General features: G+C 69.5%; 9 protein-coding genes, 2 pseudogenes and 1 riboswitch. Of the genes and pseudogenes, 7 read left to right on the top strand and 4 right to left on the bottom strand.

Annotated elements, in window-relative coordinates:
• Nucleotides 1-10: 10 nt before the first annotated feature.
• Both AB4850_RS08695 and AB4850_RS08690 read right to left on the bottom strand, forming a co-directional pair.
• Complete coding sequence (locus AB4850_RS08695) at nt 11-658, bottom strand: nitroreductase (protein ID WP_414439415.1); 648 nt, start codon at nt 656-658, stop codon at nt 11-13.
• 174 nt (nt 659-832) lie between these two features.
• On the bottom strand, nt 833-1,189 hold the full coding sequence (locus AB4850_RS08690; RefSeq protein ID WP_414439414.1) for a hypothetical protein: 357 nt from the start codon (nt 1,187-1,189) through the stop codon (nt 833-835).
• Between AB4850_RS08690 and AB4850_RS08685 the strand changes: the two genes are divergently transcribed.
• From AB4850_RS08685 to AB4850_RS08655, 7 genes and pseudogenes are all read left to right on the top strand, one after another.
• Complete coding sequence (locus tag AB4850_RS08685) at nt 1,180-2,595, top strand: circularly permuted type 2 ATP-grasp protein (protein ID WP_414439413.1); 1,416 nt, start codon at nt 1,180-1,182, stop codon at nt 2,593-2,595. The two genes, AB4850_RS08690 and AB4850_RS08685, sit on opposite strands and share 10 nt — an antisense overlap.
• An 83-nt stretch (nt 2,596-2,678) precedes the next feature.
• Complete coding sequence (locus AB4850_RS08680; protein ID WP_414439412.1) at nt 2,679-3,620, top strand: alpha-E domain-containing protein; 942 nt, start codon at nt 2,679-2,681, stop codon at nt 3,618-3,620.
• A gap of 10 nt (nt 3,621-3,630) precedes the next feature.
• A pseudogene (locus AB4850_RS08675) lies at nt 3,631-4,374 on the top strand (transglutaminase domain-containing protein); the annotation flags it as partial.
• Nucleotides 4,357-4,575: pseudogene (locus AB4850_RS08670) on the top strand (transglutaminase family protein); the annotation flags it as partial. The pseudogenes AB4850_RS08675 and AB4850_RS08670, both read left to right, overlap by 18 nt.
• Nucleotides 4,576-4,749: 174 nt before the next feature.
• Nucleotides 4,750-8,214, top strand: coding sequence for a DUF2126 domain-containing protein (locus AB4850_RS08665; RefSeq protein ID WP_414439411.1), 3,465 nt, complete (start codon nt 4,750-4,752; stop codon nt 8,212-8,214).
• A 199-nt stretch (nt 8,215-8,413) separates the two neighbouring features.
• Complete coding sequence (locus AB4850_RS08660; protein ID WP_414441989.1) at nt 8,414-11,026, top strand: circularly permuted type 2 ATP-grasp protein; 2,613 nt, start codon at nt 8,414-8,416, stop codon at nt 11,024-11,026.
• Complete coding sequence (locus AB4850_RS08655; protein ID WP_414439410.1) at nt 11,017-12,159, top strand: transglutaminase family protein; 1,143 nt, start codon at nt 11,017-11,019, stop codon at nt 12,157-12,159. Before AB4850_RS08660 ends, AB4850_RS08655 begins: the two co-directional genes overlap by 10 nt.
• A gap of 49 nt (nt 12,160-12,208) precedes the next feature.
• Here AB4850_RS08655 and AB4850_RS08650 read toward each other — a convergent pair whose 3' ends face one another.
• Together AB4850_RS08650 and AB4850_RS08645 are read right to left on the bottom strand one after the other, a co-directional pair.
• Nucleotides 12,209-12,586: a hypothetical protein gene (locus tag AB4850_RS08650; protein ID WP_414439409.1), complete on the bottom strand. Its 378-nt coding sequence runs from the start codon at nt 12,584-12,586 to the stop codon at nt 12,209-12,211.
• Nucleotides 12,587-12,629: 43 nt separating this feature from the next.
• Nucleotides 12,630-12,732: riboswitch (SAM-I-IV-variant riboswitch) on the bottom strand.
• Nucleotides 12,733-12,817: 85 nt separating this feature from the next.
• Nucleotides 12,818-14,383: an MFS transporter gene (locus AB4850_RS08645; protein WP_414439408.1), complete on the bottom strand. Its 1,566-nt coding sequence runs from the start codon at nt 14,381-14,383 to the stop codon at nt 12,818-12,820.
• Nucleotides 14,384-14,468: the final 85 nt, after the last annotated feature.

Here is a 14,468-nt window from a genome sequence, read left to right as displayed (position 1 = left end):
GGCAAGCGGATCAGCGGGCGGTGGGTTGCGCCGCAAGGCTCCGGTCGGCATCGGCCTGCGGGCGCCATTCGCGCACGAACGCCTCGCGCGCGGGGCGCGCCGTGGCCGGCGCATCGGCGGCGGGCGTGCCCACGTAGATGAAGCCGAGCAACTGCTCGTTCGGCGCGAAGCCTAACGCGTCGTGCAGCACCGGCTCGCGCGAATCGACGCCCGACGACCAGAAGCCGCCGTAGCCGAGCTGGTGGATGGCGTTGAGCAGGTTCATCGCGGCCGCGCCCACGGCCAGCAGTTGTTCGGTTTCGGGCACCTTGCGATGCGGCACGAGCGCGGCGGCGATCGCGATCAGCACCGGCGCGGCCAGCGGCTTGTTCGCGCGGTGCGCGTTGGCGCCGGCCGGGGCGCCCGGCTCGCGGGCGTCGGCGAGCCGCACCAGCACGTCGCCGAGCGCGCGGCGCGCCTCGCCGCGAATCAGCACGAAGCGCCACGGCTTCAGGTTGCCGTGGTCGGGGGCGCGCAGGGCGGCGTCGAAGATCGCGTCGAGTTCGCGCTCGCTCGGCCCTGGCTCGGCGAGCGGCCAGTGGGACTGGCGGCCGAGCAGGCTGGCCAGGGCGTCGGCGGGGGCGTCATGCGCCGCCGCCGGAGAAAGAAGAGCGGTCATGGTGTTCATCCGTTGAGTCGATGGACGAATCATCGAACAAATCACGATCAAATGCAAATGATTCTCATTTGTGATTGAGCGAGGGAGGAATGTCGGCGGTGATGAAAGGCGGTCGGCCGCCCCCCGATTCCACTTGGTTGCGCACGCAATCGGATCGGGGTCGTCATCGCCGCGTCATGCCCGCCTGCGCCTTGTTGGAGCGACGATCAATCCCCGCGTGCGCCGATAGGCAAGTTGGCGAAAGCGGTGCATGATCATCGACGGCTTCAATGCACAGCGTCGGCGCATGCCGCCCGGCGTCGTGCGCGGTTCGCGACGCGCCCGGTCGGCAAATGCCTCGCCGCGGCGCATCGTGTCGCGTATGGCGTCGGGGCGCGCACCGGCGCGGTGCGCAATGTCATCAAACGGTGCCATATCGGCGTCGGAATCGGCTTGGCGGGAGGCACGGACCTTGCTCATGAAGGTATCGCCGGTCCGGCAGTCGATGCCGAACACAAGAATGAGATGGAGAGAAATCCTGAATGAAGCCATTCGATGAAATGTTGTTATCCGGCGACTCGGTGCGCGCGCCTTACGAGCGCCTCAAGCAATGGCTCGATACGCAAGACCCCGCGAGCCTGGCGCAGAAAGCGCACGACGCCGAGGGCGTGTTCCGCCGCACGGGCATCACGTTCGCCGTTTACGGCGACGCCGAGGCCGCCGAGCGGCTGATCCCGTTCGACATCGTGCCGCGCATCATCTCCGGCCAGGAATGGACGCGGCTCTCGCAGGGCATTGAGCAGCGCGTGATGGCCCTCAACGCCTTTCTCGACGACATCTATCACCGCCAGGAAATCGTCCGCGCCGGCATCGTGCCGAAGCACCTGATCGCGCACAACGAGGCGTTCGTGCCCGAGATGATCGGCTTCCGGCCGCCGGGCAACGTGTATACGCACATCATCGGCGTCGACATCGTGCGCACCGCCGAGAACCAGTTCTACGTGCTGGAAGACAACGCGCGCACGCCGTCGGGCGTGTCGTACATGCTCGAAAACCGCGAAACGATGATGCAGTTGTTTCCGGAGCTGTTCCAGCGCGTCAAGGTGCGGCCGGTGGAAACCTATCCGCAGTTGCTGCGCCAGTCGCTGGCGGCGGTCTGCCCGCCGGGCGGCAACGCCGACAACCCCACGGTGGCCGTGCTGACGCCGGGCATCCACAACTCGGCGTTCTACGAACACGCGTTCCTGGCCGACCAGATGGGCGTGCACCTGGTGGAGGGCAGCGATCTGCAGGTGATCGACGGCCGCGTGGCGATGCGCACCACCGAAGGCTTCCGGCCGATCGACGTGCTGTACCGCCGCCTCGACGACGCGTTCCTCGACCCGCTCACGTTCCGCCCCGATTCCGTGCTCGGCGTGCCCGGCATCATGGATGTCTACCGCGCCGGCAACATCACCATCGCCAACGCGCCCGGCACCGGCATCGCCGACGACAAGGCCATTTATTCGTACATGCCCGAGATCGTCGAGTTCTACACGGGCCGCAAGGCGTTGCTGGAGAACGTGCCGACCTGGCGCTGCGGCGAGGCGGACAGCCTCAAGTACGTGCTCGAGCACCTGGAGGAACTGGTGGTCAAGGAAGTGCACGGCTCGGGCGGCTACGGGATGCTGGTCGGCCCGGCCTCGACGCGCGAGGAGCGCGAAACCTTTTCGGCCAAGCTGCGCGCGCGGCCGAGCAACTACATCGCGCAGCCCACGCTCGCGCTGTCGACCACGCCGATCCTGACCGAAGCGGGCCTCGCGCCGCGCCACGTCGATCTGCGTCCGTTCGTGCTGGTGTCGGACCGGATTCGCATCACGCCGGGCGGCCTGACGCGCGTGGCGCTCAAGGAAGGCTCGCTGGTCGTCAACTCGAGCCAGGGCGGCGGCACCAAGGACACCTGGGTGCTGGCCGACTGAGACGGCCCACACCACACCCGGTGCGCGCGGCGCTCGAACCATCGAACCGCGCGCGAAAGCAATAACGATCGGAGCGACAGGACATGCTTCTTGGACGGACTGCAAGCGGTCTCTACTGGATGTACCGGTATATCGAGCGCGCGGAGAACACCGCGCGGATCGTCGACGCGGGCCTGCGAATGGCCCTCACGCGCACCTCGGACGCGCCGGCCGAATGGTCGTCGGTGCTGGTGAGCTCGGGCGCCGACGACGGATTCCGGGAAAAGTACGACGAATACACGGTCGACAACGTGGCCGATTACCTGCTGCGCGATCGCGACAACCCGTCGAGCGTGCTGTCGTGCATCGAATACGCGCGCTCGAACGCGCGCATGGTGCGCACGGCGATCACGCGCGAGCTGTGGGAAACGGTCAACGACGCCTGGCAATCGGTCAAGCGCCTGCTGGCGCGGCCGTTCAATTCGAGCGGGCTGCCGGCGATCCTCGATCACATCAAGCGCGAAACCGCGCTGATCCTCGGCAGCTTCTACAGCACCATGTTGCGCAACGAGATCTTCGATTTCGCGGAAATCGGCGCGTTCATCGAGCGTGCCGACAACACCGCGCGAATTCTCGACGTGAAGTACCACCTGCTGCTGCCGTCGGTGTCGCACGTGGGCACCATGATCGACACCTATCAATGGGAGTCGATCCTGCGCTCGGTGGCCGCGCACCGCTCGTACCGCTGGGTGTACGACGTGCAGTACAAGCCGATCAACATCGCCGATTACCTGATTCTCAATGGCCGGATGCCGCGTTCGCTGCGTTATTGCTCCGGCCGCGTGATGTCGAGCCTGAACCGGCTTGGAAAAGATTACGGCGTCACGCACGAATGTCACGAAAGCGCCGCCAAAATCCTGGAGATGTTGCCCGACAATTCGGTCGAGCGGATCTTCAAGAGTGGGCTGCATGAGTTCCTGACCGATTTCATCGGCCGGAACAACAAACTCGGCGCGGAAATCGCCCAAGCCTACAACTTCGACTGAGAGCGCCATCATGCGACTTGCGATTCGCCATATCACGCGTTTCCGATTCGACGAAAACGCCACGCACGCCCTGCAACGCCTGCGCCTGCGTCCGCCCAACGGCCTCGGGCAGACGGTGCGCGCCTGGCAGGTGACGATCGACGGGGTGGAGCCGACGGTCGGCTATGTGGATGGCCTCGGCAACCGGATCGACCTGGTGCGCCATGATCGCGGCGACCGGCCCGAGGTGACGGTGGTGGCCGCCGGCGTGATCGAAACCCAGGATCGCGCGGGCATCGTCGGCAGCGCCGACGATTACGCCGTGCCGTGGATCTTCGAGCGCGCCACCGATTACACGCAGGCCGGCGAGCGCGTGCGCGCGATCGCCGAGGCGCTGCCGCTCGAACACCACAGCCTCGACGCGCTGCACTGGCTGATGAGCGAGGTGCATGCGCAGATCCGCTACGCACCGGAGCTGGCCGACAGCGACGGCGACGCCGAAGCCGCGCTCGAAGCGGGCGAGGGCACCAGCCGCGACCACGCGCACGCGTTCATCGCGGCGGCGCGCGCGCTGAAGGTGCCGGCGCGCTACGTGAGCGGCTACCTGCTGACCGACGGCGCGTTGCAACGGATGGCCGAAACCATGCAGGCCAGCGGCGGCGCGCAGCAGTCGCAGCGCATGTCGATGGACGCGGACGGCATCCGCCATCCGGCCAGCGACGCCACCGCGCCGCAGGGCCGCATGCAGCAGGGCACCGTGACCACCTATCCGCCGTCGGGCCATGCCTGGGCCGAGGCGTATGTCGAAGGGCTCGGCTGGGTGGGCTTCGATCCGTTCATGAACCGCTGCCCGGACGAGCGTTACGTGCGCCTGGCCAGCGGCCTCGATTACCGCGACGCGCGCCCGGTCACCGGCATCGGCGCCAGCACGTCGGCCGTGGAGATCAGCGTGATCCAGTCGCCCGAGCTGGTGTGAGGTGGTCGCCCGATTCGCCGGCCCCGCCCGTTGACCGGCGCCCGTCGCGGCCGGCCGCCGGCCCGTCCCCCTTTGCATCGATCCGCCGGGGCGCCCGCGTGCGCCTCGCGCGAATCGTTTCTCCCGAACGCAGCGCCTGTCGTCCCGACCTGAACCGAACCGACCGACCCTGACATGTCCATCCACGTCGCGCTACACCACACCACCCGTTACCGCTACGACCGCCTCGTCGGACTCGGCCCGCAAATCGTGCGGCTGCGTCCCGCGCCCCATTGCCGGACGCCGATCCTGTCGTACTCGATGAAGGTCGAGCCGGCGCAGCATTTCGTGAACTGGCAGCAGGACCCGTTCGCCAACTACATGGGCCGCCTGGTGTTCCCGGAGCGCACGCTCGGCTTCGAGATCACGATCGACCTGGTGGCGGAAATGTCCGTCTACAACCCGTTCGACTTCTTCCTGGAGGAGTCGGCCGACCAGTTCCCATTCACCTACGATGCCGGCCTGCGCGATGAATTGGCGCCGTATCTGGTCTGCGATCCGGCGGCCAGCGCGTCGCCGGTGTTTCGCGACTACCTGGCCACGGTGGACCGCAAGCCGCAGGGCACGATCGATTTCCTGGTCGCGCTGAACCAGCAGTTGCAGAACGACGTGCGCTACCTGGTGCGCCTGGAGCCGGGCGTGCAGACGCCCGAGGAAACGCTGACGCTCGGCTCCGGCTCGTGCCGCGACACGGGCTGGCTGCTGGTGCAGGTGTGCCGTCACCTGGGCCTGGCCGCGCGTTTCGTGTCGGGCTACCTGATCCAGTTGACGCCCGATGTCAAATCGCTCGACGGCCCGAGCGGCACGGAAGTCGATTTCACCGACCTGCACGCGTGGTGCGAGGTGTATCTGCCGGGCGCGGGCTGGATCGGCTTCGATCCGACCTCGGGCCTGCTGGCCGGCGAAGGGCATATCCCGCTCGCCTGCACGCCGCAGCCCACCAGCGCCGCGCCGGTCGAGGGCCTGATCGACGAATGCGAGGTGTCGTTCGAGCACGAGATGGGCGTGACGCGGATCTACGAATCGCCGCGCGTGACCAAGCCGTACACCGAGACGCAATGGGCCGACGTGCTCGAACTGGGCGCGAACGTGGACGCCGTGCTGCAGGCCGGCGACGTGCGCCTCACGCAGGGCGGCGAGCCGACCTTCGTGTCGATCGAGGACCGCGACGGCGCCGAGTGGAACACCGATGCGCTCGGGCCGACCAAGCGCGGCTACGCCACCTCGCTGGTGCAGAAGCTGCGCGCCGAATACGGCGACGGCGGCTTCCTGCATTTCGGGCAGGGCAAGTGGTATCCGGGCGAGCAATTGCCGCGCTGGGCGCTGTCGGTGTTCTGGCGCAAGGACGGCGAGCCGGTCTGGCAGGACCCGTCGCTGTTCGCCGACGAGCGCGAGCCGTCCCGCTACACGACCGAGGATGCCCAGCGCTTCATCCGCGCGCTGGCCGGCCGGCTCGGCCTGAGCACCGACCACATTCGCCCCGGCTTCGAGGACACCTGGTATTACCTGTGGCGCGAGCGCCGCCTGCCGGTCAACGTCGATCCGTTCGACTCGCGTCTCGACGACGAACTCGAACGCGCGCGGCTGCGCAAGGTGTTCGAGCAGAAGCTCGACACCGTGATCGGCTACGTGCTGCCGCTCAAGGCGCTGCCGCAGTCGCCGGAGCTGGCCGGGCCGCGCTGGGAAACCGGCCCGTGGTTCTTCCGCGACGAGCGCATGTACCTGTTCCCCGGCGATTCGCCGATGGGCTATCGCCTGCCGCTCGATTCGCTGCCGTGGGTCAGCGAGACCGATTTCCCGTACCTGGTCGAGCGCGACCCGTTCGCGCCGCACACGCCGCTGCCGACCGCCGACATGCTGCGCGCGCGTTATCTCGGCGCGGCCGATGCGCCGCCGTATCTGGTGGGCGGCCATCGCGTCGCGGCCGCCGCGCCGCGCACCGCGTGGCAATCGCGGCTCGACGCCGAGGCAGCCGGCGCGGGCGATGCCCGCCGTCCCGGCCAGCCGCACGCCGCGCACGACGCTGCTGCTGCCGCCGCCGCTGCTTTGCGCCCGCCGGCGCGCTTCGAATCGGCGAAGGACATCACGCGCACCGCGCTGTGCGCCGAAGTGCGCCAGGGCGTGCTGTATCTGTTCATGCCGCCGCTGGCGGAACTGGAGGATTACCTCGACCTGCTCGGCGCGATCGAGCTGACGGCGCGCGCGCTCGGCATGAAGCTGATTCTCGAAGGCTACCCGCCGCCGCGCGACCCGCGCCTGACGGTGCTGGCCGTGACGCCCGATCCGGGCGTGATCGAGGTGAACATCCACCCGGCGCACGATTTCCGCCAACTGGTGCAGCAGACCGAATTCCTCTACGACGCGGCGTGGCGCACGCGCCTGTCGTCGGAGAAGTTCATGATCGACGGCCGCCACGTGGGCACCGGCGGCGGCAATCACTTCGTGCTCGGCGGCGCCACCCCGGCCGACAGCCCGTTCCTGCGCCGCCCGGACCTGCTGGCCAGCCTGATCGCCTACTGGCACAACCATCCGTCGCTGTCCTATCTGTTCTCCGGGATGTTCATCGGGCCGACCAGCCAGGCGCCGCGCGTCGACGAGGCCCGCAACGATCAGGTCTACGAACTCGATATCGCGTTCAAGGAAATCGAGCGCAACAAGCTGCTGTTCGGCCAGGACATGCCGCCCTGGCTGGTCGATCGCGTGCTGCGCAACCTGCTGATCGACGTGTCGGGCAACACGCACCGCTCCGAGTTCTGCATCGACAAGCTGTATTCGCCCGATTCGGCGACCGGCCGCCTCGGCCTGCTCGAACTGCGCGCGTTCGAAATGCCGCCGCACGCGCGGATGAGCCTCGTGCAGCAATTGCTGCTGCGCGCGCTGATCGCCCGTTTCTGGGATACGCCGTACCGCACGCCGCTGACGCGCTGGGGCACCGCGCTGCACGACCGCTTCATGCTGCCGGCCTTCGTCAAGATGGATTTCGACGACGTGATGACCGAGGTGCGCGAAGCGGGCTTCCCGTTCGACGCGGCCTGGTTCGCGCCGCACTTCGAGTTCCGCTTCCCGCTGTACGGACAGGTGGCCGTGAAGGGGATCGAGCTGAGCCTGCGCAGCGCGCTGGAGCCGTGGCACGTGATGGGCGAGGAAGGCGCGACCGGCGGCACGGTGCGCTACGTGGATTCCTCGCTGGAGCGGCTGGAGGTGCTGGTCAGCGGGCTGAACGACAACCGCCACGTGGTGACGGTCAATGGCCGCGCGCTGCCGTTGCAGCCGACCGGCACGGCCGGCGAATATGTGGCGGGGGTGCGCTACAAGGCGTGGGCGCCGCCGTCGGCGCTGCATCCGACGCTCGGCGTGCATGTGCCGCTGACGTTCGACATCGTCGATACGTGGATGCATCGCTCGCTGGGCGGCTGCCGCTATCACGTCGCGCACCCGGGCGGCCGCAACTACGCGACGTTCCCGGTCAATGCCTACGAGGCGGAAAGCCGGCGGCTCGCGCGCTTCGTGTCGATCGGCCACACGCCGGGCCGGATGGACGTGGAGCCGGCCGCGCCGAGCCGCGAATTCCCGTTCACGCTCGATTTGCGACGCGACTGAGGCCGGGGCGAGCCGGCCGGGGTGGGGCGATTGCACCATCCCGGCCGGTATCGACTTGGCGGGATGTTAGGATTCCGCCTCGAAGGGCGGCGCACGCCGCGGACGCGGGGTCCGCGACCGACGTGGCGAACCGCCCCAGGCTGACGAAACGAACACCGTGCTTTCCCAAATTACCGACGATCTGGCCGCCGACGACGCCATGCATACGCTCTTCGACACAGGATCGATCCAGGACGCCGCCGAACTCGGCGCTGCGCTGGCCGCCCCGGCGGTGACAGGCCGCTACGACGAGTTGCGCGGCGGCACCGCCGCGTTGCAGACGGCCGCGCTCGCGCCGGTCTGGCGCGAATTCTTCACCCAGCTCGGCAGCGTCGGCTTCGCCGACCTCGACCGTCGCGCCGAGGCGCTCGAACGCCGCATGCGCGAGAACGGGCTGGCCTACCAACTGCACGATCCCAACGCCGGCAGCAGCGCGGGGCGGCCCTGGTCGCTCGATCTGCTGCCGATGATCGTCGCGCCCGACGACTGGACCCAGATCGAACAGGGCGCGCTGCAACGGATGCGGCTGCTCAACGCGGTCATGGCCGACGTCTATGGCGAGCAGCGCCTGCTCGAACAGGGGCTGCTGCCGCCGGCGCTGGTCACCGGCCACCCCGGCTACCTGCGGCCGATGCGCGGTGCGTCCGTGCCGGGCGGCATGTGGCTGCACCTGGCCGCGTTCGACCTGATGCGCGGGCCGGACGGCCAGTGGCGGCTGGTGGCCCAGCACACGCAGGGGCCGACCGGGCTCGGCTACCTGCTCGAAAACCGCGTGATCGTCTCGCGGCTGTTTCCGCGCGCGTTCCGCGGCCTGCGCGTGCAGCGGCTGGCGGCCAGCTACCGCGCGCTGCTGCACAGCATGCAGGACATGAGCCCGGCCAAGAAGAATTCGCGGATCGTCCTGCTGACGCCGGGCCGCCATGCGCCGACCTATTTCGAGCACGCCTATCTGGCGCGCTATCTGGGCCTGACGCTGGTCGAGGGCGGCGATCTGACCGCGCGCGACAACCATGTCTACCTGAAGACGCTGAGCGGGCTGGAGCCGGTGCACGGCATCCTGCGCCGGGTCGACGACGAATGGCTCGACCCGCTGGAACTGCGTCCCGATTCGATGCTCGGCGTGCCGGGCCTGCTGCAGGCCGTGCGCGCCGGCAACGTGCTGCTGGCCAACGCGCCCGGCTCGGCCTTCCTCGAATCGCCGGGCGTGCTCGGCTTCCTGCCGAAGCTGGCCGAACAGGTGCTGGGCGAGCCGCTGGCGCTCCCGGCGCTGCCCACCTGGTGGTGCGGCGAGGCCGCGGCCTGCGCCGACGCGCTGCCGCAACTCGCACGTGCCATCATCAAGCCCGCCTATCCGCCGAACGCGCAGGCGGGCGGCCGTTTCGACCCGGTGCTCGGGGCGCGGCTGACCTCGCAGCAACTGGCCGAATGGCGCGCGCGGATTCTCGCCAATCCGGCGCATTACGTCGTGCAGTCCGACCTGCCGCCGTCGCAGGCGCCCACCTGGCCGAGCAGCGCGCATGCCTATGAAGGCGGCGCGCGGATCGTGCCCAAGCCGTTGATGCTGCGCGTGTTCGCGATGGCCGACGGGGCCGGTTCGTGGCGCGTGCTGCCGGGCGGGCTGTCGCGCGTGGGCAGCCGCGACGAACTGTTCAATGCGCCGATGCCGCGTGGCGGCAGCAGCGTCGACACCTGGGTGATCACCGAAGGCGCGATCGATCCGACCACGATGCTGCAGACGCATCTCGGTCCCGACGATCTGGTCGCGCGGCCGCGCACGATTTCGAGCCGCGCCGCCGAGAACCTGTTCTGGCTCGGCCGCTACACCGAGCGTGCCGTCAATTTGATCCGCCTGGCGCGCGCCGCGTTCGAGCGGCTGCGCGGCGAGGACGACGTCGACAGCCCGGCCCACCTCGAACTGCTCGACGCGCTGTGCCGCGAGAACGGCCTGATTCCGGCCGAGACGCAATCGGCCGCCGCCTCGCCGCGCGATTTCCAGCAGGCGCTGGCACGCACGCTGTCGCGCCGCGCCGATCACGGCACCGGCATCGCCGCCTGCGTGTTCGGCATGCGCGGCGCGGCGGCCGCGATCCGCGAGCGGCTCTCGCGCGATCAGTGGCGCCTGGTCGACGACGCCACGCAATTGTTCGACGAGCCGGGCAGCGCAGGCGAGGATGAGCCCGAGGAGCAGCTCGGCAACGCCGCGCTGCACATGCTCGACCGCCTGAACCTGCTGCTGACCGCCATCACCGGCGCGCAGACCGACAACATGACGCGCGACGACGGCTGGCGGCTGCTGTCGATCGGCCGGCAGATCGATCGCGTCGATTTCCTGTCGAGCGTGCTGCGTTTCGCTTTCGAGGACGGCGCCGCCACCAAGCAGGACGGCTTCGAACTCGTGCTCGAACTGTTCGACAGCACCATCACGTTCCGCTCGCAGTTCCAGCGCTGCTTCGACGTCGCGCCGCTGCTGTCGCTGGTGGTGCTCGACGGCGACAACCCGCGCTCGCTGGCTTGGGTCGTGCAAAAGATGCAGGGCCGGCTGACCAAGGTCGAGCATGGCGAGGGGTATGCGCTGTCGGAACTGACCGAGACCATGCCCGACATCGGAAGCTGGTCGTTGCACGCGCTTTGCGAAACCGACGAGGACGGCCGCCATGCGGTGCTGCTGGAGCGGCTTCAGGCCACCGGCCGTGCGGCGTGGGAGCTGTCGAATCGGATCGGCGAGCGATATTTCAGTCACGTGCGGGAATCGGGCAGGTCGCTATGGGGATGAGCGGAAAAGCTGGCGAAGTGGCCAAGCGCGCGGGTCGCGCGGCCGACAGCGCGGCGGCGCACGATGCGGAGCCGCCGAAAAAGGCGGGCGCCGTGCCGGCCGGTGGCGCGGCGACCGTGGCCGCGGCCGCCGTTGTTGCCGCAGCTCCGGCCGTGTCCGTCACCGAGCCGCGCACGCTGCGCGTCACGCACGACACGCGCTATCGTTACGCGGCGCGCGTCGAATCGGCGCAACATCAGGCGCGTTTGCGGCCGCTCGACTTGCCGCGCCAGCAACTGATCGATTTCGCGCTCGCGATCGAGCCGCTGCCCGAGGGCATCGGCGTGGAGATCGACGCGTTCGGCAACCAGCGCACCTCGTTCGCGCTGAACCAGCCGCATGAGGAGCTGTTCGTGCGCAGCCAGAGCGTGGTGCGCGTGAGCCCGCCGAAGCTGTCGGCCGGCAAGCGCGGCGAACCGCCGGCGTCGATCGCCACGCCCGAGGCCGGCACCGCCAGCCGTTGGGAAGCGGTGCGCGAGCGGCTGACGTACCGCGCCGGCGCGCCGTACGACGCGGCCAGCGAATTCGTGTTTCCGTCCCAGCACGTGGCCTGCCATCCCGATCTGGCCGCCTACGCCGCCCACAGCTTCACGGCGGACCGGCTGCTCGTGCAGGCCGCGTGGGACCTGATGCGGCGCATTCATGCCGAGTTCGCCTACACGCCGAACAGCACCGACGTGAACACCACGGCGCTGGCCGCGCTGGCCTTGCGCAAGGGCGTTTGTCAGGATTTCGCGCATGTGATGATCGGCGCGATGCGCTCGATCGGGCTGGCCGCGCGTTATGTCAGCGGCTATCTGCTGACCCAGCCGCCGCCGGGGCAGCCGCGCCTGATCGGCGCGGACGCCTCGCATGCGTGGGTGGAAGTCTACGATCCGGCCTGGCCCGAGGATGGCGGCTGGTTGCAGCTCGATCCGACCAACGATCGCGCGCCGGGCAACGATTACGTGATGCTGTCGGTCGGCCGCGATTACGCCGATGTCACGCCGTTGCGCGGCGTGATTCGCGGCGGCGGCGCGGATCAGGTGCTGACGGTCGGGGTGACGGTGGAGCCGATCGAGCCGGAAGCTGTGGCCAAGGGCGGCGCGGCCTGAAGCACGAACGGCGCGGCGCGCTGGCCCGCCATCGCCTGCTCGGGCCGCTTCAGGCGGTTGTCACGCTGACGGGGCGGCCGAGGTCGGCTGCGTCGTCGGCCGGCGCGTCGTCGCGCACGAAACAATGTTCGAGCCGAATCCGTTGCACGCCATCGATCGCGAGCAGTTGCTCGCGCAGCGCGCGGGCACGGCGTTCACCGATGCCGTCGAGCACCAGCGTTTGCGTCAGCAGTTCGCGGCAGCGCAGGGCGGGCGCGCTGTCGGCGCGAGCGCCTTGCTCGGCCAGATAGGCGCTCACACGCGCGGCGGCGTCGCCATGGGCGAGAGAAACGATATGGAAACGGTGCGTCAGCTTGAAGCCGGGCAGACACAGCGAGGAATCGGCGATCAGTTCTGCCACGGAAGAAAGGCGGGAAGACTGCTGCATGCAAGCTCCGGTAAAGAGGTAGTTCGAACCGGTGCTGGCCATGCCGCTCCCGTTTCGTTGCCGACTATCGGCCGCATCGCCTGAAGGCGTCCACCTTGCCCGGGTAGGCAGGTTGGCGTCGGGAAGCCCGACTCTGGATGCAAGCGCCATGATAAAGAAAAATACCGCCGCCTGCCAAGCCGGATTCCAATCGGCGCGGCCCGGCAGGGTTCGGCGCTCGGGCGCGGGCGGTCAGCCGCCTTTCGGCACCGGTGCGGCGGGTGGCGCATCGCCCATCGGCGCGTCGTCCACCCGCACGCGGCTCAGGAACGCAAACGCCGCCATCGCGCACAGCACGGTGATGGCCGTCAGCGCATCGAGCAACTGGCCGAACGCCGCGTGATGCGCGGCCCGCAGCGCGGCCGGGGCCACCCCCGGCAGGCGCGCGGCGGCGCTGGCCAGATCCCCGGTGGCGAGCCGCGCGGCGGCTTCGGTGATGGCGGCCGGCGCGGCAGCCGGGGCCGCGCGGTGCAGGCCGGGTTGCGTCAGCGCCGCGAGCAGGGCGCCCGCGATCGCCAGCGCAATGCCTTCGCCGGCCACCCGCGTCGTGCTGAAGATGCCGGCCGCCATGCCCGCACGCGATTTCGGCACGACGCTGATCGACAGGCCGTCCATCAAGCCCCACGGCAGCCCCGCCCCCACGCCGATCATCAACATCGGCCCGATCGCTTCCGCATCGTGGCCGCCGCGCAGTGCGGCCGCCAGCAGATGCAGGCCGGCCGCCGCGATCACCAGCCCGATTCCCGAGATTGCCCCGGCCGACAGCCAGCGCGTCAGCATGGCCGCCACGAACGGCACCACCAGCATCGGCGCGGACAGCGCCAGCATCAGCCAGGCGGCGTGGATCTCGTCGTAGCCGTCCACGCCGATCAGGCGCAGCGGCAGCACCACCAGCAGCACGATGTAGCAGTAGCAGGTGGCGATCGGCAGCACCTGCACACCGACGAAGCGCGGGTAGCGGAACAGCGACAGGTCGAGCATCGGCCGTTCGGCGCGCAACTCGACGATCACGAATGCCGCCGCTCCCAGCACGAACGCCGCCAGCAACCCGACCACGACCGGCGACGCCCAGCCGCGCGTGGGTGCCTCGATCAGGCCCCACGTGAAGCAGCCGAGCGCGGCCGTGAAGCTCACCGTGCCGGCGCGATCGAGGCGGCGCGCGTGCGGATCGCGCGATTCGCGCAGGCGCGACGCGCCCAGGCCGAGCGATAGCGCACCGGCCACCGCCCCCGTCACGAAGATCGCGCGCCAGCCGAACTGCGCGATCAGCCAGCCGGCCAGCACCGGCCCGAACGCGAGGCCGATGCCGAACGTCGCGCCGAGCGTGCTGAACGCGCGGGTGCGCGCCGCGCCGTCGAATTCCTGCGCGAGCGCGGCGGTGCCGCCGGCCAGCGCGGCCGCGGCGGCCACGCCCTGCGCGGCGCGCAGCAGGTCGACGGCGAGGATGGTCGGCGCGAAGCCGAGCGCGAGCGAGGCCAGCGTGAAGCCGGCCACGCCGATCACGAACAGGCGCTTGCGGCCGAATCGGTCGGCCAGCGTGCCAGCCGCCATCAGCAGGCTGCCGAACGCGAGCATGAACGCGTTGGTGATCCAGGCCGCGGCGACCGGGCCGCCGCCGAGGTCGCGGCCGATGGCGGGCGTGGCCACCGCGCCACCGGAAAACGCCAGCGGCAGCGCCAGCGCGGCCAGGCAGACGGCGCCGAGCACGATCAGCCGGCGGGCCGGCGGCGAGGCGGAGTGGAAGGAGGCATCGGACATCGGGGTTCCTGTCGAAGCGGCCGCCGCCTCGCGGTTGCGAGACGTTGTAGCCAGAGCGACAGACGATAATTCGGATTCAATCGAT

Origin of the sequence: Burkholderia sp. 22PA0106, from assembly GCF_047497155.1 — a bacterium.
Classification (GTDB): domain Bacteria; phylum Pseudomonadota; class Gammaproteobacteria; order Burkholderiales; family Burkholderiaceae; genus Burkholderia.
Note: the sequence above shows the minus strand (reverse complement) of the source record. Positions and strands in the feature narration are given on the sequence as shown.